At 69.0% G+C, this 20,994-nt stretch carries 18 protein-coding genes; 15 read left to right on the forward strand and 3 right to left on the reverse strand.

What is annotated here, in order from left to right; genetic code table 11:
- Positions 1-82 precede the first annotated feature (82 nt).
- The 15 genes from ACNPQM_RS11235 (at position 83) to recQ (ending at position 18,213) form a co-directional block, all read left to right on the forward strand.
- Complete coding sequence (locus ACNPQM_RS11235; protein WP_003992243.1) at positions 83-442, forward strand: NADH-quinone oxidoreductase subunit A; 360 nt, start codon at positions 83-85, stop codon at positions 440-442.
- A gap of 18 nt (positions 443-460) precedes the next feature.
- The gene (locus tag ACNPQM_RS11240; protein WP_030926341.1) at positions 461-1,015 is read left to right on the forward strand and encodes a NuoB/complex I 20 kDa subunit family protein; all 555 of its coding nucleotides are present in this window, start codon (positions 461-463) and stop codon (positions 1,013-1,015) included.
- A complete protein-coding gene (locus ACNPQM_RS11245) occupies positions 1,012-1,722 on the forward strand; it encodes an NADH-quinone oxidoreductase subunit C (RefSeq protein WP_418083900.1) in 711 nt (236 codons plus the stop codon). The genes ACNPQM_RS11240 and ACNPQM_RS11245 overlap by 4 nt, the downstream gene beginning before the upstream one ends.
- Entirely contained in the window at positions 1,722-3,080 is a 1,359-nt protein-coding gene (locus ACNPQM_RS11250) for an NADH-quinone oxidoreductase subunit D (RefSeq protein WP_418083901.1), read from the forward strand. The genes ACNPQM_RS11245 and ACNPQM_RS11250 overlap by 1 nt, the downstream gene beginning before the upstream one ends.
- Positions 3,081-3,109: 29 nt before the next feature.
- A complete protein-coding gene (gene nuoE, locus ACNPQM_RS11255) occupies positions 3,110-3,871 on the forward strand; it encodes an NADH-quinone oxidoreductase subunit NuoE (RefSeq protein WP_358856918.1) in 762 nt (253 codons plus the stop codon).
- Positions 3,868-5,244 carry an NADH-quinone oxidoreductase subunit NuoF gene (gene nuoF, locus ACNPQM_RS11260; protein WP_366137058.1) on the forward strand — a complete coding sequence of 459 codons (1,377 nt, stop codon included), beginning with the start codon at positions 3,868-3,870 and terminating at the stop codon, positions 5,242-5,244. Before nuoE ends, nuoF begins: the two co-directional genes overlap by 4 nt.
- The gene (locus tag ACNPQM_RS11265) at positions 5,241-7,748 is read left to right on the forward strand and encodes an NADH-quinone oxidoreductase subunit G (RefSeq protein WP_418083902.1); all 2,508 of its coding nucleotides are present in this window, start codon (positions 5,241-5,243) and stop codon (positions 7,746-7,748) included. Before nuoF ends, ACNPQM_RS11265 begins: the two co-directional genes overlap by 4 nt.
- Positions 7,745-9,181, forward strand: a complete 1,437-nt coding sequence (gene nuoH / locus ACNPQM_RS11270; RefSeq protein WP_418083903.1) for an NADH-quinone oxidoreductase subunit NuoH — start codon at positions 7,745-7,747, stop codon at positions 9,179-9,181. Before ACNPQM_RS11265 ends, nuoH begins: the two co-directional genes overlap by 4 nt.
- A complete protein-coding gene (gene nuoI, locus ACNPQM_RS11275; RefSeq protein ID WP_358856844.1) occupies positions 9,174-9,788 on the forward strand; it encodes an NADH-quinone oxidoreductase subunit NuoI in 615 nt (204 codons plus the stop codon). Before nuoH ends, nuoI begins: the two co-directional genes overlap by 8 nt.
- Complete coding sequence (locus ACNPQM_RS11280; RefSeq protein WP_358856845.1) at positions 9,785-10,612, forward strand: NADH-quinone oxidoreductase subunit J; 828 nt, start codon at positions 9,785-9,787, stop codon at positions 10,610-10,612. Before nuoI ends, ACNPQM_RS11280 begins: the two co-directional genes overlap by 4 nt.
- Positions 10,609-10,908 (forward strand): NADH-quinone oxidoreductase subunit NuoK, encoded by a 300-nt coding sequence (gene nuoK / locus ACNPQM_RS11285; RefSeq protein WP_037693122.1) that lies wholly within the window; start codon positions 10,609-10,611, stop codon positions 10,906-10,908. The genes ACNPQM_RS11280 and nuoK overlap by 4 nt, the downstream gene beginning before the upstream one ends.
- A 14-nt stretch (positions 10,909-10,922) precedes the next feature.
- On the forward strand, positions 10,923-12,818 hold the full coding sequence (nuoL, locus tag ACNPQM_RS11290) for an NADH-quinone oxidoreductase subunit L (protein WP_358856846.1): 1,896 nt from the start codon (positions 10,923-10,925) through the stop codon (positions 12,816-12,818).
- A gap of 5 nt (positions 12,819-12,823) precedes the next feature.
- Complete coding sequence (locus ACNPQM_RS11295) at positions 12,824-14,395, forward strand: NADH-quinone oxidoreductase subunit M (RefSeq protein WP_418083904.1); 1,572 nt, start codon at positions 12,824-12,826, stop codon at positions 14,393-14,395.
- The gene (gene nuoN, locus ACNPQM_RS11300) at positions 14,392-16,056 is read left to right on the forward strand and encodes an NADH-quinone oxidoreductase subunit NuoN (RefSeq protein ID WP_358856848.1); all 1,665 of its coding nucleotides are present in this window, start codon (positions 14,392-14,394) and stop codon (positions 16,054-16,056) included. The genes ACNPQM_RS11295 and nuoN overlap by 4 nt, the downstream gene beginning before the upstream one ends.
- A 141-nt stretch (positions 16,057-16,197) precedes the next feature.
- The gene (gene recQ / locus ACNPQM_RS11305) at positions 16,198-18,213 is read left to right on the forward strand and encodes a DNA helicase RecQ (RefSeq protein ID WP_418083905.1); all 2,016 of its coding nucleotides are present in this window, start codon (positions 16,198-16,200) and stop codon (positions 18,211-18,213) included.
- Positions 18,214-18,240: 27 nt separating this feature from the next.
- On the opposite strand, the gene ACNPQM_RS11310 is transcribed toward recQ, so the two are convergent.
- The 3 genes from ACNPQM_RS11310 to fahA form a co-directional block, all read right to left on the reverse strand.
- Positions 18,241-18,849, reverse strand: a complete 609-nt coding sequence (locus tag ACNPQM_RS11310; protein WP_358856849.1) for a Uma2 family endonuclease — start codon at positions 18,847-18,849, stop codon at positions 18,241-18,243.
- 159 nt (positions 18,850-19,008) lie between these two features.
- The gene (locus tag ACNPQM_RS11315; RefSeq protein ID WP_358856850.1) at positions 19,009-19,686 is read right to left on the reverse strand and encodes a GOLPH3/VPS74 family protein; all 678 of its coding nucleotides are present in this window, start codon (positions 19,684-19,686) and stop codon (positions 19,009-19,011) included.
- Complete coding sequence (fahA, locus tag ACNPQM_RS11320; RefSeq protein WP_418083906.1) at positions 19,683-20,912, reverse strand: fumarylacetoacetase; 1,230 nt, start codon at positions 20,910-20,912, stop codon at positions 19,683-19,685. The genes ACNPQM_RS11315 and fahA overlap by 4 nt, the downstream gene beginning before the upstream one ends.
- Positions 20,913-20,994: the final 82 nt, after the last annotated feature.

The raw sequence follows: 20,994 nt of genomic DNA on the forward strand, positions 1-20,994 counted from the left end.
CATGTGCACGATCTTGGTGAGGTGGCGAGCCGGTCGCCCGATGCGGTCCAACGGTCAAGGACGACTGGAAGGAGCGAGGAGCGTGAATGCCTACGCGCCAATCCTCGTGCTCGGCGCCCTCGGGGCAGGGTTTGCGATCTTCTCCGTGGTCATGGCCACGCTTATCGGCCCAAAGCGGTACAACCGAGCAAAGCTCGAAGCGTACGAGTGCGGTATTGAACCCACCCCCACTCCAGCCGGAGGCGGCCGCTTCCCCATCAAGTACTACCTGACGGCGATGCTCTTCATCGTCTTCGACATCGAGATCGTCTTCCTCTATCCCTGGGCAGTCACCTTCGACGCCCTGGGGATCTTCGGGCTCGTCGAGATGCTGCTCTTCGTGCTCACCGTCTTCGTCGCCTACGCGTACGTATGGCGTCGCGGCGGCCTGGAATGGGACTGAGGGGCTGAGGGGCACACCATGGGACTCGAAGAGAAGCTGCCCAGCGGCTTCGTGCTGACCACTGTCGAGCAGGCCGCCGGCTGGGTGCGGAAATCCTCCGTCTTCCCTGCCACATTCGGTCTTGCCTGCTGCGCCATCGAGATGATGACGACCGGAGCCGGGCGCTACGACCTGGCCCGATTCGGGATGGAGGTCTTCCGCGGATCGCCGCGGCAGGCGGATCTGATGATCGTGGCGGGTCGGGTCAGCCAGAAGATGGCGCCCGTCCTGCGGCAGGTCTACGACCAGATGCCGAACCCCAAGTGGGTTATCTCCATGGGGGTTTGTGCATCCTCGGGTGGGATGTTCAACAACTACGCCATTGTGCAGGGTGTTGATCATATTGTCCCGGTCGACATCTATTTGCCGGGCTGTCCGCCGCGCCCGGAGATGCTGATGGACGCCATTCTCAAGCTCCACCAGAAGATCCAGGGCTCCAAGCTCGGGGTCAACGCGGAGGAGGCTGCCCGCGAGGCGGAGGACGCGGCACTCAAGGCGCTTCCCCTGATCGAGATGAAGGGGCTGCTGCGGTGAGCGACGAACAGAACAACAACGGCGTACCCGCGCCGCGCGACGAGACCGGCGAGGTCATCGGCGTACGCAAGGGCATGTTCGGCGCCAACAACGGCGGCGACACCTCCGGCTACGGCGGGCTCGTCCGCACGGTGACGCTGCCGGGAGCCACGTCCCGGCCGTACGGCGGCTGGTTCGACGAGGTGGCCGACGAACTCGAAGGGGCCCTGGAGGAGCAGGATCTGCTTCCCGGGAACGCCATCGAGAAGACCGTCGTCGACCGCGGTGAGCTCACCTTCCACATCGCCCGCGAGCACCTGCCCACCGTGGCTCGGACCCTGCGCGACGACCCGGCCCTGCGCTTCGAGCTCTGTACCGGGGTGAGCGGTGTCCACTTCCTCGGCGACAAGGGCCGCGAGCTGCACGCCGTCTACCATCTGCGGTCGATCACTCACGGCCGGCTGATCCGGCTGGAGGTCTCTGCCCCGGACAGCGACCCGCACATCCCGTCGCTGGTCGCGGTCTACCCGACCAACGACTGGCACGAGCGCGAGACCTACGACTTCTTCGGGCTCGTCTTCGACGGGCACCCGGCCCTCACCCGGATCATGATGCCGGACGACTGGCAGGGCTTCCCGCAGCGCAAGGACTACCCGCTCGGTGGCATCGCCGTCGAGTACAAGGGCGCCCAGATCCCGGCTCCGGACCAGCGGAGGTCGTACTCCTGATGACTACTCCCCATGCCCACCCCTCGTCGGGTCCCTCCGGGACGCACCTCTCGAATGCCAGGGCCACGACCGAGGGGGCTGTATATACAGTCACCGGCGGCGACTGGGACGAGGTCGCCGAGTCGGCGGTCAAGTCCGACGACGAGCGCATCATCGTCAACATGGGTCCCCAGCACCCGTCCACGCACGGCGTGCTGCGGCTGATCCTGGAGATCGACGGCGAGACCGTCACCGAGGCTCGCTGCGGCATCGGCTACCTCCACACCGGCATCGAGAAGAACCTCGAATTCCGGAACTGGACGCAGGGCACCACGTTCGTCACGCGCATGGACTACCTGACGCCGTTCTTCAACGAGACGGCGTACTGCCTGGGCGTCGAGAAGCTTCTCGGCATCGAGGACCAGATCTCCGACCGGGCGAGTGTCCTGCGCGTGCTCCTGATGGAGCTGAACCGGATCTCCTCGCACCTGGTGTGCATCGCCACGGGCGGCATGGAGCTCGGCGCGACCACGATCATGATCTACGGGTTCCGCGATCGTGAACTCGTTCTCGACCTCTTCGAGCTGATCACCGGGCTCCGGATGAACCACGCGTTCGTCCGGCCCGGCGGACTCGCCCAGGACCTGCCGCCGGGCGCGGTCGACCAGCTGCGCGAGTTCGTGAAAACCATGAAGAAGAACCTGCCGGAGTACGACAAGCTCGCCACCGGCAACCCCATTTTCAAGGCCCGCATGCAGGACGTCGGCTATCTCAACCTGACCGGCTGTATGGCGCTCGGCGCCACCGGCCCGATCCTGCGCTCCGCCGGACTCCCGCACGACCTGCGCAAGACCGATCCCTACTGCGGCTACGAGACCTACGAATTCGACGTCCCCACCGCAGACACCTGCGACGCCTACGGCCGCTTCCTCATCCGTCTGGAAGAGATGCGGCAGTCGCTACGGATCGTCGAGCAGTGCATCGACCGGCTCGCCCCCGGACCGGTCATGGTCGCCGACAAGAAGATCGCCTGGCCCGCTCAGCTCGCGCTGGGACCCGACGGGCTCGGCAACTCGCTCGACCACATCAAGAAGATCATGGGGACCTCCATGGAGGCCCTGATCCACCACTTCAAGCTGGTGACCGAGGGCTTCCGGGTCCCGGCCGGACAGACGTACACCGCCGTCGAATCGCCCAAGGGCGAGCTCGGCGTGCACATCGTCTCGGACGGCGGAACCCGCCCCTACCGGGTCCACTTCCGCGACCCGTCCTTCACCAATCTGCAGGCCATGGCGGCGATGTGCGAGGGCGGCCAGGTCGCCGATGTCATCGTCGCCGTCGCGTCCATCGACCCCGTGATGGGAGGCGTCGACCGGTGACCGAAGCACGTCAGGAAGTCAGTCTGGGGATGCCGCAGCTCCCCGCCCCCGCCTACCCGGCCGAGGTGCGCGCCAGGCTCGAAGCGGATGCGAAGGAGGTGATCGCCCGCTATCCCGACAGCCGCTCCGCGCTGCTGCCGCTGCTGCACCTGGTGCAGTCCGAGGAGGGATACGTCTCCCGTACCGGCATGGCACTCTGTGCCGAACTGCTCGGCCTCACCACCGCCGAGGTCACCGCGGTCGCCACCTTCTACACGATGTACCGGCGCAAGCCGAGCGGCGACTACCAGGTGGGGGTCTGCACCAACACGCTGTGTGCGGTGATGGGCGGCGACGCCATCTTCGACCGGCTCAAGCAGCATCTCGGCGTCGGCAACAACGAGACGACCGAGGACGGCAAGGTCACCCTCGAACACATCGAGTGCAACGCGGCCTGCGATTTCGCACCCGTGGTGATGGTCAACTGGGAGTTCTTCGACAACCAGACGCCGGAGAGCGCGACACAGCTCGTCGACGACCTGATCGCCGGGCGCACCGTCGAACCCACCCGCGGCGCCCCGCTCTGCTCGTACAAGGAGACCGCGCGGATCCTGGCCGGCTTCCCCGACCAGCGCCCCGGCGCCGTCGAGGCGACCGGTGGAGCGGGCCCCGCCTCGCTCGTCGGCCTCCGGCTGGCGAAGGGCGAGGAGCTGCACCCGAAGGTCGTCGCCCCGCGTGGCGAGCCGGCCCGCACCGACGCCCCGCAGGACCCGGACCACTCGGCCGGCACCGCAGCAGAGGAGGGAGAGTGATGACGTTGGCAGCCGAAATCAACGACGGAGGCGGCAACGGGGCCAGCCCCGAGAAGCTGCTCTCGCCCGTCCTCTCTGCCTTCTGGGACGAGCCCGGGTCATGGACCCTGGACACCTACAAGCGGCACGGCGGCTACGAGGGGCTGCGCAAGGCCCTCGCCATGTCTCCGGACGACCTCATCGCGTACGTCAAGGACTCCGGCCTGCGCGGCCGCGGCGGCGCAGGCTTCCCCACCGGCATGAAGTGGCAGTTCATCCCGCAGGGCGACGGCAAGCCGCACTACCTGGTGGTCAACGCCGACGAGTCGGAGCCCGGGACCTGCAAGGACATCCCGCTCCTCTTCGCCAATCCGCACAGCCTCATCGAAGGCATCGTGATCGCCTGCTACGCGATCCGCTCCTCGCATGCCTTCATCTATCTGCGCGGCGAAGTCGTCCCCGTACTGCGGCGGCTCCACGAGGCCGTGCGCGAGGCGTACGAGGCGGGCTACCTCGGGACGAGCATCCTGGGCTCGGGACTCGACCTGGAGCTCACCGTGCACGCGGGCGCGGGCGCGTACATCTGTGGTGAGGAGACCGCACTGCTCGACTCGCTCGAAGGGCGACGCGGCCAGCCCCGGCTGCGGCCTCCCTTCCCCGCGGTCGCCGGTCTGTACGCCTGCCCCACTGTGGTGAACAACGTCGAATCCATCGCCTCGGTTCCCGCGATCCTGAACAAGGGCAAGGACTGGTTCAAGTCGATGGGCAGCGAGAAGTCCCCGGGCTTCACGCTCTACTCGCTCAGCGGCCACGTCGCCAGCCCGGGACAGTACGAGGCCCCGCTCGGTATCACGCTGCGCCAGCTGCTCGACATGAGCGGCGGCATGCGCGCCGGCCACCGGCTGAAGTTCTGGACCCCGGGCGGCTCCTCCACCCCGATGTTCACCGACGAGCACCTCGATGTGCCCCTCGACTACGAGGGCGTCGGCGCCGCCGGTTCCATGCTCGGCACCAAGGCGCTCCAGTGCTTCGACGAGACGACCTGCGTCGTGCGGGCCGTCACCCGATGGACCGAGTTCTACGCCCATGAGTCCTGCGGCAAGTGCACGCCATGCCGTGAAGGCACCTACTGGCTCGTCCAGTTGCTCCGCGACATCGAGGCCGGCAAGGGACAGATGGCCGACCTCGACAAGCTGAACGACATCGCCGACAACATCAACGGCAAGTCCTTCTGCGCCCTCGGCGACGGCGCCGCCTCGCCGATCTTCTCCTCGCTGAAGTACTTCCGCGAGGAGTACGAGCGGCACATCACCGGCCGGGGCTGCCCCTTCGATCCCGCCAAGTCGACCGCCTGGGCCGACGACAAGAACGCTCACCAGGGGGTGAACGCATGACAGTCACCACGAGTGCGCCCTCCGGGGGCGGCGAGGCGGCGGTCCCGCCCGAGGACCTTGTCACGCTGACGATCGACGGCATGGAGATCAGCGTGCCCAAGGGCACCCTGGTCATCCGCGCCGCCGAACTCCTCGGCATCGAGATCCCGCGCTTCTGCGACCACCCGCTCCTCGACCCGGTCGGCGCCTGCCGCCAGTGCATCGTCGAGGTCGAGGGCCAGCGCAAGCCGATGGCGTCCTGCACCATCACGTGCACCGACGGCATGGTGGTCAAGTCGCAGCTCACCTCGCCGGTCGCCGGCAAGGCGCAGCGCGGGGTGATGGAGCTGCTGCTCATCAACCACCCGCTGGACTGCCCGGTCTGCGACAAGGGCGGCGAGTGCCCGCTGCAGAACCAGGCGATGTCGCACGGCGACCCGGACTCCCGGTTCGACGGAAAGAAGCGGACGTACGAGAAGCCCGTCCCGATCTCCACCCAGGTGCTGCTGGACCGTGAGCGGTGTGTGCTCTGCGCGCGCTGCACCCGGTTCTCCAACCAGGTGGCGGGCGACCCGATGATCGAGCTGATCGAGCGCGGCGCGCTCCAGCAGGTCGGCACGGGCGAGGGCGACCCCTTCGAGTCGTACTTCTCCGGCAACACCATCCAGATCTGCCCGGTCGGCGCGCTCACCTCGGCGGCGTACCGGTTCCGTTCCCGCCCCTTCGACCTGGTGTCGTCGCCGTCGGTGTGCGAGCACTGCGCGGGCGGCTGCGCGACCCGCACCGATCACCGGCGCGGCAAGGTCATGCGGCGGCTCGCCGCCAACGACCCCGAGGTCAACGAGGAGTGGGTCTGCGACAAGGGCCGCTTCGGCTTCCGTTACGCGCAGCAGCGGGACCGGCTTATCACGCCGCTGGTACGGAACGCGGACGGTGTCCTCGAACCGGCGAGCTGGCCCGAGGCACTGGCTGCCGCGGCCGCCGGGCTCGCCGCCGCACGCGGCAGGACCGGCGTCCTCACCGGCGGCCGGCTGACCATCGAGGACGCGTACGCGTACAGCAAGTTCGCCCGGATCGCACTCGATACGAACGACATCGACTTCCGGGCCCGGGTGCACAGCAGCGAGGAGGCCGACTTCCTGGCCGCCCGCGTCGCCGGGCGCGGACGCGACCTGGACGGCAGCGGGATCACCTACACCTCGCTGGAGAAGGCCCCGACCGTCCTGCTGGTCGGCTTCGAGTCCGAGGAGGAGGCGCCCGGCGTCTTCCTGCGTCTGCGCAAGGCCCACCGCAAGCACGGCCAGCGCACCTTCGCCGTCGCCTCGCACGCCACCCGCGGTCTGGAGAAGGCGGGCGGCACGCTGCTGGCCGCCGCGCCCGGCACCGAGACCGAGTGGCTGGACGCGATCGCGGGCGGCGTCGGACTCGACGGCGACGGAGCCGCGGCGGCCGAGGCGCTGCGCGGTGAGGGCGCCGTGATCGTGGTGGGCGAGCGACTGGCCGGCGTACCGGGCGGGCTGACCGCCGCGGTACGGGCGGCCACCGCGACCGGGTCCCCGCTGGTGTGGATCCCGCGCCGGGCCGGCGAGCGCGGTGCGGTGGAGGCGGGTGTGCTCCCGTCGCTGCTGCCCGGCGGCCGCCCGGCCACCGACCCCCGTGCCAGGGACGAGGTGGCGGCCGTGTGGGGCGTCGCCGAACTCCCCTCCCGGTTCGGCCGCGACACCGGCCAGATCGTCGAGGCCGCCGCCACCGGAGAACTGGGCGCGCTGCTCGTCGCCGGGGTGGAGACCGCCGACCTGCCGGACCCGGCCCGCGCCCTGGAGGCGCTGGAGCGGATCGGCTTCCTCGTCTCGCTGGAGCTGCGGCCCAGCGAGATCACCGAGCGGGCCGACGTCGTCCTCCCGGTCGCCGCGGTGGCCGAGAAGCCCGGCACCTTCCTCAACTGGGAGGGCAGGGCCCGGATGTTCGAGGCGGCGCTGAAGCCCGAGCAGATGACGCGGAGACTCGCGCCGACCGACGCCCGGGTGCTGCACATGCTCGCCGAGGCGCTCGACGTCCACTTCGCGCTGCCGGATCTGAGGTCCGTACGCCGTGAGCTGGACCGGCTCGGCGGCTGGACCGGTGCGCGCGCCACCGACCCGCACGAGTCGGCGCAGCCGCTGCCCCGGCCCGGCGACGGCGAGGCGGTCCTCGCGGGCCACCGGCTGCTGCTCGACCAGGGGCGGCTCCAGGAGGGCGACGCGGCGCTGGCCGGCACCCGGCACGCCGCGGTCGCCCGGCTCTCCGCCGTCACCGCCGCCGAGACGGGTGTGAAGGACGGCGATCTGCTGGCCGTCACCGGACCGTCCGGCAGCGTCGAACTCCCGCTGCAGGTCACCGACATGCCGGACCGGGTGGTCTGGGTGCCGCTGAACTCCGTCGGGCGGGGCGTACCGGCCGACACCGGCGCCCAACCCGGCGGTCTGGTCCGGATCGGCCCCGCCGCACCGGGTACTCCCGACGTCACATCGGAGGTGCGAGCGTGACTGCCCTCGCTCAACTGGCCGCGGCACCCGACCGTGCCGTACTCGCCGCCGAGGATCTGTCGATGTTCGGCACCGACCCCTGGTGGCTCGTCGTCATCAAGGCGGTGTTCTGCTTCGCGTTCCTGATGGTGACCGTGCTCTTCTCCATCGTGTGGGAGCGCAAGGTCGTCGCCTGGATGCAGCTGCGCATCGGCCCCAACCGGCATGGCCCCTGGGGCATGCTCCAGTCGCTCGCCGACGGCATCAAACTGATGCTGAAGGAAGACGTCGTCGTCAGGCGGGCGGACAAGGTCGTCTACATCCTCGCGCCGATCGTCGCCGCCGTACCGGCGTTCATGGCGATCGCCGTGATCCCGTTCGGGCCGTCCGGCAACGAGGTCTCGATCTTCGGCCACCGTACGGCGATGCAGCTCACCGACCTGCCGATCGCGATGCTCTACGTCCTCGCGGTCGCGTCGGTCGGGATCTACGGCATCGTGCTGGCCGGCTGGTCCTCCGGATCGACGTACCCGCTGCTCGGCGGACTGCGCTCCTGCGCGCAGATGATCTCGTACGAGATCGCGATGGGCGCCGCGTTCGCGTCCGTCTTCCTCTACTCCGGCTCGATGTCGACCTCGAAGATCGTGGAGGCGCAGCAGGACCGCTGGTTCATCATCCTGCTGCCGGTCTCGTTCATCATCTACATCGTCACGATGGTCGGTGAGACCAACCGCGCACCGTTCGACATGCCGGAGTCCGAGGGCGACCTCGTCGGCGGCTTCAACACCGAGTACTCGTCGATCAAGTTCGCGATGTTCATGCTCGCCGAGTACGTCAACATGGTCACCGTCTCCGCCGTCTCCACGACGCTGTTCCTGGGCGGCTGGCGGGCCCCGTGGCCGATCAGCACCTTCTGGGAGGGCGCGAACCACGGCTGGTGGCCGATGCTCTGGTTCGTCCTCAAGGTCCAGCTGCTGCTGTTCTTCTTCATCTGGCTGCGCGGCACGCTGCCCCGTGTCCGCTACGACCAGCTGATGAAGCTCGGCTGGAAGGTCCTGATTCCGGTCTCCGTGGTCTGGCTGATGCTGGTCGCGACGGTGCGGGCGCTGCGCAACGAGGGCTACGACTTCTCGAAGATCGTGCTCTACGTGGCCGGGGCCGTGATCGCGATCCTGCTCATCTCCTTCGTCGCCGACATCTTCCGGGACCGCTCGGCCAAGGCGCCCAAGGCGGCCGGGGAGACCGGGACGGAAGCGGGACCCGGGCCGGAGTTCGACCCGATGGCGGGCGGGTTCCCGGTGCCGCCACTGCCCGGACAGACCCTGCCGCCGGTACCGCGCCGCAGGCCACGGCACGAGCGGGAGCTCGTTGTCAGTGGCGGGTCGGACACTCAGAGTGACGGCAGTCAGATTGGTGGAAGTCCGAGTGACGGAAAGGAGGCTGACGGTGTCTGAGCCATCGGAGTCCACTGGGGACAAGTTCCAGAATCCTGTGGCCGGCTTCGGCGTGACCTTCAAGGCCATGTTCAAGAAGAGGCTGACCGAGCAGTACCCCGAACAGCAGAAGGTGACGGCGCCGCGCTTCCACGGCAGGCACCAGCTCAACCGTCACCCGGACGGCTTGGAGAAGTGCGTCGGCTGCGAGCTGTGCGCCTGGGCCTGTCCCGCCGATGCCATCTATGTGGAGGGCGCGGACAACACCGACGAGGAGCGCTACTCCCCGGGTGAGCGCTACGGGCGCGTCTACCAGATCAACTACGCGCGCTGCATTCTCTGCGGACTGTGCATCGAGGCCTGCCCGACCCGGGCGCTGACGATGACCAATGAGTTCGAGCTCGCCAACACCACCCGCGAAAGCCTCATCTACACCAAGGACGAGCTGCTCGCGGGCCTGGAGGAGGGCATGGTCGACACTCCGCACGCGATCTTCCCCGGCATGGACGAGCAGGACTACTACCGGGGGCTGGTCACCGAGGCAGCGCCCGGCACGGAGCGTCAGGTCGCGCTCTCCAAGGGCGAGTCCAAGGAGAAGCCGGCCAAGGACGAGGAGGTGGACGCATGACCGGCCTGGCCGCAGCGGCCTCCACCACATCCATCGGCGAGGCCGTGCAGTTCTGGGTGCTCGGCACGGTCGCCGTGATCGGCGCGCTGTCCACCGTACTGATGAAGAAAGCCGTGCACAGCGCGCTGAGCCTCGCCGGGACCATGATCGTCCTGGCGGTGTTCTACCTGGCCAACGGCGCCTACTTCCTCGGCGTCGTCCAGATCGTCGTCTACACCGGCGCGATCATGATGCTGTTCCTCTTCGTGGTCATGCTCGTCGGTGTCACGGCGGCGGACTCGCTGAAGGAGACCCTCAAGGGCCAGCGCTGGCTGGCCGCGGGATGCGGGATCGGCTTCGGCGTCCTGCTGATCGCGGGCATCGGCCACGCCTCGCTGAACAGCTTCAACGGACTCGGCACCGCGAACGCCGCGCACGGCGGGAACGTCGAGGGGCTGGCCAGCCTCATCTTCACCAAGTACGTCTTCGCCTTCGAGATCACCGGCGCCCTGCTGATCACGGCGACGGTCGGCGCGATGGTGCTCACCCACCGGGAGCGCACCGAACGGGCCAGGACCCAGCGGGAGCTGTCGGAGGAGCGGGTGCGCGGCAAGCACCTGCCGCCACTGCCCGCCCCCGGTGTCTATGCCCGGCACAACGCCGTGGACATCGCCGGTCTGCTCCCGGACGGCACCGCGTCCGAGCTCACCGTCATGCAGACGCTGCGGCGGCGCGGCCAGATCCGTGACGTGTCGAACGAGTCGCTGGCCGACCTCAAGGCGCTGGAGCAGCGCTCCGAGGAGCGGCTCGGCCGTGACCAGGACGAAGAGGAGGCCGCCAAGTGAATCCGGTCAACTACCTCTATCTCTCCGCCCTGTTGTTCACCATCGGCGCGTCCGGGGTGCTGATCAGGCGGAACGCGATCGTGGTGTTCATGTGCGTGGAGCTGATGCTCAACGCCTGCAACCTCGCGTTCGTCACCTTCTCCCGGATGCACGGCAACCTCGACGGCCAGATCATCGCGTTCTTCACGATGGTCGTCGCCGCCGCCGAGGTAGTGGTCGGGCTCGCGATCATCGTGTCGCTGTTCCGTTCCCGCCACTCGGCCTCGGTCGACGACGCCAGCCTGATGAAGCTGTAAGGGGACGCTGAATCGTGGACAACCTCATTGCGCTGCTCATCGCGGCGCCCCTGCTCGGAGCGGCCGTGCTGCTCTGCGGCGGCCGACGGCTGGACCGCTCCGGCCACTGGCTAGGCACCCTGCTCGCCGCCGCCTCGTTCGTCATCGGGGCGGTGCTCTTCACCGACATGCTGGGGAAGGGCGCCGGTCAACGGACGCTGCACCAGCACCTGTTCAGCTGGATCCCGGTCGAGAGCTTCCAGGCCGATGTGGCCTTCCAGCTCGACCAGCTGTCGATGACGTTCGTGCTGCTGATCACCGGTGTGGGCACCCTGATCCACCTCTACTCGATCGGCTACATGGAGCACGACGAGCGCAGGCGCCGCTTCTTCGGGTATCTGAACCTGTTCCTCGCGGCGATGCTCCTGCTGGTCCTCGCCGACAACTACCTGCTGCTGTACGTCGGGTGGGAGGGCGTCGGTCTGGCGTCGTACCTGCTGATCGGCTTCTGGCAGCACAAGCCCAGCGCGGCCACCGCCGCCAAGAAGGCGTTCCTGGTCAACCGGGTCGGCGACATGGGCCTGTCGATCGCGATCATGCTGATGTTCACCACGTTCGGCACGTTCGCCTTCGGCCCCGTACTGGCCTCGACCGGGGAGACCAGCGAGGGCAAGCTGACGGCGATCGGCCTGATGCTGCTGCTCGCCGCCTGCGGCAAGTCGGCCCAGGTGCCGCTGCAGTCCTGGCTCGGTGACGCGATGGAGGGTCCGACCCCGGTCTCGGCCCTCATCCACGCCGCCACCATGGTGACCGCGGGCGTCTACCTGATCGTCCGCTCCGGCGCGATCTTCAACGCCGCCCCGGACGCGCAGTTGGTCGTCGTGGTCGTCGGTGCGGTCACGCTGCTGTTCGGTGCGATCGTCGGTTGCGCGAAGGACGACATCAAGAAGGCCCTCGCCGGGTCGACGATGTCGCAGATCGGCTACATGATCCTGGCCGCCGGGCTCGGCCCGATCGGCTATGTCTTCGCGATCATGCACCTGGTGACGCACGGCTTCTTCAAGGCCGGACTCTTCCTCGGCGCCGGTTCGGTCATGCACGGCATGAACGACGAGGTCGACATGCGGAAGTTCGGCGGCCTGCGGAAGTACATGCCGGTCACCTTCGTCACCTTCGGCCTCGGCTATCTGGCGATCATCGGCTTCCCCGGTCTTTCCGGCTTCTTCTCCAAGGACAAGATCATCGAGGCGGCGTTCGCCAAGGGCGGCACCGAGGGCTGGATCCTCGGCGCCGTCACGCTGCTGGGCGCCGCGATCACCGCGTTCTACATGACGCGCGTGATGCTGCTGACGTTCTTCGGCGAGAAGCGCTGGCAGCCCGACGCCGAGGGCCACGATCCGCACCCGCACGAGTCCCCGAAGTCGATGACCATCCCCATGATCGTCCTGGCGTTCGGTTCGGTCTTCGCCGGAGGATTCTTCTCCATCGGTGACCGCTTCCTGAACTGGCTGGAGCCGGTCACCGGACACAGCCACGGAGACTCCCCGGTCAGCGCCATGACGGTCACCGCCGCCACCATGGTGGTGCTCGTCATCGGCGTCGCCATTGCCTGGGCCATGTACGGGCGCGGTCCGGTCCCGGTCGTCGCCCCGCGCGGCTCGCTGCTCACCCGGGCCGCCCGCCGCGATCTCCTCCAGGACGACTTCAACCACGTGGTCCTGGTCCGCGGCGGCGAGCACCTCACCCGCTCCCTCGTGTACGTCGACCACACCCTGGTCGACGGCGTGGTCAACGGCACGGCCGCATCGATGGGCGGGCTCTCCGGCCGGCTGCGTAAGCTGCAGAACGGCTACGCCCGGTCCTACGCGGTCTCGATGTTCGGCGGTACGGCGATCGTCATCGCCGCGACCCTGCTGATGAGGGCGGTCTGATCACCATGTCCTTTCCCCTCCTGACAGCGACGGCGGCGCTCCCGGCGATCGGCGCGATCGCCACCGCCGCCGTCCCGGCCGCCCGGCGCACCGCCGCCAAATGGCTGGCGCTGCTCTTCTCGCTGGCCACCCTCGTGCTGGCGGGCATCGTGCTTGCCCGCTTCGAGCCCGGCGGCGCCCGCTACCAGCTCACCGAATCACACGCCTGGATCAAGGACTTCGGCGTCCGGTACGAACTGGGTGTGGACGGCATCGGGGTGGCGCTCCTTGCGCTCACCGCCCTGCTGGTCCCGTTCGTCATGCTGGCCGGCTGGCACGACGCCGATCCCCTGGAGACGAAGTCCTCGCGCTGGCGTCCCACCCAGGGCTTCTTCGCCCTGATCCTGATGGTCGAAGCGATGGTGATCCTCTCCTTCGAGGCCACCGACGTCTTCCTCTTCTACATCCTCTTCGAAGCCATGCTCATCCCGATGTACTTCCTCATCGGCGGCTTCGGGGACCGGGCGCACTCCGGCAGCGACGAGAACGCCGCGGCGCAACGCTCGTACGCGGCAGTCAAGTTCCTCCTCTACAACCTGGCCGGCGGGCTCATCATGCTGGCCGCCGTCATCGGCCTGTACGTCGTCGCGGGCACCTTCTCGCTCTCCGAGATCGCCGAGGCCCGCGCCAACGGCTCGCTCTCCATGGCGACGAGCACCGAACGCTGGCTGTTCCTCGGGTTCTTCTTCGCCTTCGCGGTGAAGGCCCCGCTCTGGCCGCTGCACACCTGGCTGCCCAACGCCATGGGCGAGGCAACCTCCCCGGTTGCCGTCCTGATCACCGCAGTCGTCGACAAGGTCGGCACCTTCGCGATGCTCCGCTTCTGCCTCCAGCTGTTCCCGGATGCCAGCAAGTGGGCGACGCCGGTGATCCTGGTCCTCGCGCTGATCAGCATCGTGTACGGGGCGCTGCTCGCCGTCGGCCAGCGCGACATCAAGCGCCTGATCGCCTACGCGTCGATCTCGCACTTCGGCTTCATCATCCTGGGCATCTTCGCGATGACCAGCCAGGGCCAGTCGGGCGCCACGCTCTACATGGTCAACCACGGCATCTCGACGGCCGCTCTGATGCTGGTGGCCGGCTTCCTGATCACCCGGCGCGGTTCGCGGCTCATCGCCGACTACGGCGGGGTGCAGAAGGTGGCGCCGGTCCTGGCCGGTACGTTCCTGATCGGCGGGCTCGCCACTCTGTCGCTCCCCGGCCTCTCCCCGTTCGTCAGCGAATTCCTGGTTCTGGTCGGCACATTCAGTGCGTACCCGGTGGCCGGCATCATCGCCACCACCGGCATCGTGCTCGCCGCGCTCTATGTCCTCGTCCTCTACCAGCGGACGATGACGGGCCCGGTGAAGGCCGATGTCCGGGGCATGGCCGACCTGAAGGTCAGGGAGCTGGTGGTGGTCCTCCCGCTCGTCGCGCTGCTGGTCTTCCTGGGCGTCTATCCGAAGCCGCTCACGGAGATCGTCAACCCGGCGGTGCAGCACACCATGTCGGACGTACACAAGAAGGACCCCCAGCCTGAGGTGGAGGCCGCCAAGTGAGCGCAACAGCTGTCCACAGCCTGTGGGCAATGGCGGGTGGGGCGACATCCGCCGCCCCGCACGAGAAGTTCAAGGCGCCGGTCATCGAGTACGCCCAGCTGACCCCGGTCCTCATTGTGATCGGTGTCGCCGTCGTCGGCGTACTCGTCGAGGCCTTCGTGCCGCGCCGGGCCCGCTACTACACACAGGTCTTCCTGACCGTCGTCGCCCTCGCCGCGGCGTTCGCCGCGGTCATCGGCCTGGCGGCCGGGGGGTACGGCACAACGAAGGCGCACATCGCCGCGATGGGCGCCATCGCGATCGACGGGCCGACACTCTTCCTGCAGGGCACCATCCTGCTGACCTCACTGGTCGCCGTCTTCACCTTCGCCGAGCGGCGGCTCGACCCCGCCGCGCACGGCAAGCACGTCGACTCGTTCGCCGCACAGGCCGCGTCGGTCCCCGGCAGCGACAGCGAGAAGGCCGCAGTCAGGGCCGGATTCACCACCACCGAGGTCTTCCCGCTGGTCCTCTTCTCGGTGGCGGGCATGCTGGTCTTCCCGGCGGCCAACGATCTGCTGACGCTCTTCGTGGCCCTGGAAGTCTTCTCCCTCCCGCTCTACCTGCTGTGCGCCGTCGCCCGCCGCAAGCGGCTGATGTCGCAGGAGGCGGCGGTGAAGTACTTCCTGCTCGGCGCCTTCTCCTCGGCGTTCCTGCTCTTCGGGATCGCCCTGCTGTACGGGTACTCGGGCTCCGTCTCGTACGCGGCCATCGCCAACGTGGTCGACGGCTCCGTCACCCAGATCGACCCGGCGCTCGCCGCCACCATGGGCAACGACGTGCTGCTGCTGATCGGCGGCGCGATGATCCTGACCGGGCTGCTCTTCAAGGTCGGTGCCGTCCCGTTCCACATGTGGACCCCGGACGTCTACCAGGGCGCCCCGACCCCGGTCACCGGCTTCATGGCCGCGGCCACGAAGGTCGCCGCGTTCGGTGCGCTGCTGCGCCTGCTGTACGTGGTGCTGCCGGGTCTCAGCTGGGACTGGCGGCCGGTCATGTGGGCCGTCGCGATCGTCACGATGCTGGGCGGTGCGATCGTCGCCATCACCCAGACCGACATCAAGCGGCTGCTGGCCTACTCCTCCATCGCGCACGCCGGCTTCATCCTCGCCGGTGTCATCGCGACGACCCCCAGCGGCATCTCCTCGGTGCTCTTCTACCTGGGTGCGTACTCCTTCGTGACGGTCGGCGCGTTCGCCGTCGTCACGCTGGTGCGCGACGCGGGCGGCGAGGCGACCCACCTGTCGAAGTGGGCCGGGCTGGGCCGGCGCTCGCCGCTGGTCGCCGCGGTCTTCGCGGTGTACCTGCTGGCCTTCGCCGGTATCCCGCTGACCTCCGGCTTCGCCGGAAAGTTCGCGGTCTTCAAGGCGGCGGCGGAAGGCGGCGCGGGCGGCCTGGTCGTGGTCGGTGTGATTTCGTCCGCCATTGCCGCGTTCTTCTACATCCGGGTCATCGTGCTCATGTTCTTCAGCGAGCCGAAGGCGGACGGCCCGACGGTCGCCGTCCCGTCCCCGCTGACGATGACGACGATCGGGGTCGGGGTCGCGGTCACGCTGGTGCTGGGTCTGGCCCCGCAGTACTTCCTGGATCTGGCGAGCCAGGCGGGAGTGTTCGTGAGGTAGCACACACGCACACAGCTGGAACAACGCCGGACGGGCCCGAGAAGTCAAGCCCGTCCGGCGTTGTCGTAGGCGGCGCCTATCGTGGCAGGGGACGGCGGCAGGACGAAACGGGACGGACCCGGGATCTCGGGGGACAGAGCGATGAGCGTGATGGACGGGACCATGGATGTGACCGGGAGCGACGCGCGGCAGACGCTGCACCGGGTGTTCGGGTACGAGGCGTTCCGCGGCGAGCAGGAAGCGATCGTCGACCATGTGGTGGCGGGCGGGGACGCCGTCGTGCTCATGCCGACCGGTGGCGGAAAGTCCCTCTGCTACCAGATTCCGGCCCTGGTCAGAGCCGGTACAGGTATCGTCATCTCACCCCTGATCGCCCTGATGCAGGACCAGGTGGACGCGCTGCGGGCGCTCGGAGTGCGGGCCGGTTTCATCAACTCCACGCAGGATTTCGACGAGCGTCGCTCGATGGAGGCCCAGTTCGTCGCCGGAGAGCTCGACCTGCTCTATCTGGCCCCGGAGCGGCTCCGCCTGGACAGCACGCTCGGCCTGCTCTCCCGTGGCGAGATCTCCGTCTTCGCAATCGACGAGGCGCACTGCGTCGCCCAGTGGGGCCACGACTTCCGTCCGGACTATCTGGCCCTCTCCGTCCTCGGCGAGCGCTGGCCCGACGTACCGCGCATCGCCCTGACGGCCACCGCGACCAACGCCACGCACCAGGAGATCACGCAGCGCCTGGGCATGCCGGACGCGAAGCACTTCGTCGCCAGCTTCGACCGGCCCAACATCCAGTACCGGATCGTGCCGAAGGCCGACCCGAAGAAGCAGTTGCTCTCCTTCCTCAAGGAGGAGCATGCCGGGGACGCGGGCATCGTCTACTGCCTGTCGCGCAACTCGACCGAGAAGACCGCCGAGTACCTCTGCCGCAACGGCATCGAGGCCGTTCCGTACCACGCCGGTCTGGACGCGGGCACGCGCGCCGTCCATCAGTCCCGCTTCCTGCGCGAGGAGGGTCTGGTCGTCGTCGCGACCATCGCCTTCGGCATGGGCATCGACAAGCCGGACGTACGCTTCGTCGCCCACCTGGACCTGCCGAAGTCCGTCGAGGGCTACTACCAGGAGACCGGCCGCGCCGGGCGGGACGGGCTGCCGTCCACGGCCTGGATGGCGTACGGGCTCCAGGACGTCGTCCAGCAGCGCAAGCTCATCCAGGGCGGCGAGGGCGACGAAGGGTTCCGTCGCCGCGCGGCCTCCCACCTCGACTCGATGCTGGCCCTGTGCGAGACGGCCCGGTGCCGCCGCGGCCAGCTCCTGACGTACTTCGGCCAGGAGCCCAACGCCGCGGCCTGTGGCAACTGCGACACCTGCCTCACCCCGCCCGAGACCTGGGACGGCACGGTGGCCGCGCAGAAGCTGCTGTCGACCGTGGTGCGGCTGAAGCGGGAGCGCGGGCAGAAGTTCGGGGCGGGTCAGATCATCGACATCCTGCTCGGCCGCAAGACGGCGAAGGTCATCCAGTTCGACCACGACCAGCTCTCGGTCTTCGGTATCGGCGAGGAGCTGGCCGAGGCCGAATGGCGCGGAGTCGTAAGGCAGTTGCTCGCCCAGGGGCTGATCGCGGTCGAGGGCGAGTACGGCACGCTGGTGCTGACCGAGGAGAGCGGCTCGGTGCTCGGCCGACAGCGCGAGGTGCTGCTTCGCAAGGAGGCACCGAAGCCCGCGTCGCGCTCCACGAAGGGCGAACGCAAGGCGAAGTCCCAGACGGCCGCCGCCGAGCTGGCGCCCGAGGCCGTCCCGGTCTTCGAAGCGCTGCGGGCCTGGCGCGGCGCCCAGGCGAAGGAGCAGGGCGTCCCGGCGTACGTCATCTTCCACGACGCGACGCTGCGCGAGATCGCCATGGTGCGACCGGACTCGGTGTCCGCCCTGGGCGGGATCAGCGGCCTGGGCGAGAAGAAGCTGGCGACCTACGGGGAGGGGGTGCTGGAGGTGCTCGCGTCGTTCGGGGATGCCGCGGCGGGCCCGGAGCCCGGTCCAGCGGTGGCCCCTGCCGCACCGGTCCCGACGGCGCAGGCGCCCGCCCCGCGCCCGGCCGCACCCGTGACGGTCCCCGACCCCGACCCGGAGTTCGGCTGGGACGAGGAACCGCCCGAGTACGAGTGAGCGCGGGGATCGGTGGCGGCCCTGGAGCTACTCCCGGGCCGCTGCCCGGCGGCGCGCAGTGATGGCGGTGAGATCCAGATCGACCGGGAAGGGTACGGAGACCTTCATCCGGTCGTGGAAGATCCCGGTGGAGGTGTAGGCACCGGTGGCCGGTTCCAACTCGAAGACGTAGACCACGGCCCGGCCGTCGTGATTCTCGACCCGCCAGAAGTGCGGGATCCGCGCCCGCGCGTACTTCACGGGCTTGGTCTCGCGGTCCCGGGACAGGGACTCCGGTGAGACGACCTCGATGGCCAGCCGTACGGACTCGGCGGGGAAGCGGGTCTGGTTCGGGTCCTGGATGATCTCACCGTCCACGACGATCACATCGGGCTCGGGCCGGTTGTAGCGATCGATGTCGATGGTGAACTCGCGAACGACCTCGAGGTCATGCGGCACCGACGACTGCAACTGCCAATTGAAGAAGTCGACTGCCCGTGAATGGAACAGGGTCTGCGGACTCACGAAGACGAGGCTCCCGTCGATCAGCTCCGTGTGCGGAGGCAGATTCGGGAGTGTGTCCAGGTCATCGGCGGTCCAGCCGCCCACGGGCGGAACCGCCCACCGCGGCTCGGAGCCCTCGGGTTCGGTGCTCATCAGTGCTCCCATGACGCAGAGTCTCGCGGGAGATTCCAGCGTATCCGCCGGGAACGAGGTGCGGCTCCCCCGAACGTGTGAACGCCTCGCGCACCACTGACCGCCGGGCGCGCAGGACTCCCCGAGCAGGTCTGTCGCCGCTCCCGGCCGCCGCCCGGGTCAGTCGTCCCCGCCTCCGCCGCCGCCCGCGCTCGCGCCGCTCCGGTTGGCCTTGTCCTGGCGTACGTTCCGGTGCACCGCGTACGCGGTCCACTCGTCGCGCACCAGGTCGCGCATCGTCGAACGGCTTCCCCAGCCGCCCTGTGCCACGGCGCCCGACAAACCGGTCGCCGAGACCAGCGCGGCCAGTGTGCGGCTGCGCCGGTCGGGGAAGCCTGCCGCCTCGGCGGCCGCGAAGCGTTCCCGGACCGCGGCCGGCAGGGCCGGGTCCGCCGCCGGGTGACGGTGGTAGGGGAGCAGCCCGAGGAGCCGGTGGGTCTCCCTGCGCAGGACCGAGCGGCCCACCAGATGCTCCAGGCACAGCTCCTCGACGTACCGGCCGGTCCGCCGGATCCACCGCTGCGCGCTGACGCTGCCCGCAAGCCCGCCCTTGTCCGGGGCCGGCAGGCTCCCCAGGACCTGCGCGAGGAGCGGGTCCTGGGGAGCGAGCGGACTGATCACCCGTATCCGGCCGAGCTGTTCGGCGATCCGGCCGTGGAGCTCCAGCTCCGCGAGGACCGCGCCCGCCACCGCGTACTCCAGGAAACGGTTTCGGCAGTACGGCTTGCCGCGCCGCGGGTCCAGGGCGAGCAGGAGCAGTTCCTCGGGGAGCGTGGGCTCCGGGAGAGCAGGGTTCACGACGCGGGCACGATCCGTCCCGTGACCTCGCCGAGGCCGACCCGGGTGCCGTCCGGGCCCGGTGCCCAGGCCGTCATCGTCACGGTGTCGCCGTCCTCCAGGAACGTGCGCTTGCCGTCCGGGAGGTCCAGCGGGTCGCGGCCGTTCCAGGTCAGTTCCAGGAGCGAGCCGCGCTGTGAGGGCTCGGCGCCGCTGACCGTGCCGGAGCCGTACAGATCACCGGTGCGCAGCGACGCGCCGTTCACCGTCATCTGGGCCAGCATCTGGGCCGCCGTCCAGTACATGGTGGCGAACGGCGGCTCGGCGACCAGCTGTCCGTTGATCGCGACGGAGATCCGCAGGTCGAGGCCGCCGGCCTCCTCCTCGGCCGCGTCCTCCAGGTAGGGGAGCAGCGGGAAGTCTCGGGCCGGGGGTGCGATCCGGGCCGCCTCCAGCGCTTCGAGCGGGGTCACCCATGCGGATACCGACGTGGCGAAGGACTTGCCGAGGAACGGGCCGAGCGGGACGTACTCCCAGGCCTGGATGTCCCGTGCCGACCAGTCGTTGAGCAGGCAGAGCCCGAAGACATGGTCGCGGAAGTCGCCGAGCGGGACCGGGCGGCCCTGCTCGGAGCCCACTCCGACGATGAAGCCGACCTCGGCCTCGATGTCGAGCTTGATGGAAGGACCGAAGACGGGGGCCGCGTCGGCGGGAGCCTTGCGCTGGCCGGACGGACGCACCACATCCGTGCCGGAGACGACGACGGTGCCGGACCTGCCGTGGTAGCCGATCGGGAGGTGCTTCCAGTTGGGCGTCAGCGCGTCACCGTTCGGCCGGAAGATCTTTCCTACATTGGTGGCGTGGTTCTCGCTCGCGTAGAAGTCGACGTAGTCCGCGACCTCGTACGGCAGATGGAGTGTCACGGACTCGACCGGGTGCAGCAGCGGTTCGATGTCCGCGCGGTGTGCCGGGACCGTCACCCATGCGGTCAGCCCCCGTCGGACGTCCCGCCAGGCGGTGCGGCCGGCGGCCAGCAGCGCGGTCAGGTCCGGCTGGGCGAGAAGCTGCGCGTAGGGCGATCCGAGTGCGTGCGCCGCCGCTCCGGCGTCCAGCACGTGGCTGCCGATGCGGACGCCGACCCGGCGGTCCTCGGGGTGGTCGGGGGTGGAGAACACACCGTACGGAAGGTTGTGCGGACCGAAGGGGTCGCCCTCGGCCAGATCGAGCGGGCTGCTCTGCTCGGGCATGTGTTGCTGCCTCGCTTTCCAGGTCGCTTGGGGGACACGTTACGTCGGTGTTGCTACCCGCGGGAGTGTCCCAACTGCTCCT

This window comes from Streptomyces sp. NPDC056231, from assembly GCF_048270745.1.
In the GTDB taxonomy this organism is placed as follows: Bacteria; Actinomycetota; Actinomycetes; order Streptomycetales; family Streptomycetaceae; genus Streptomyces.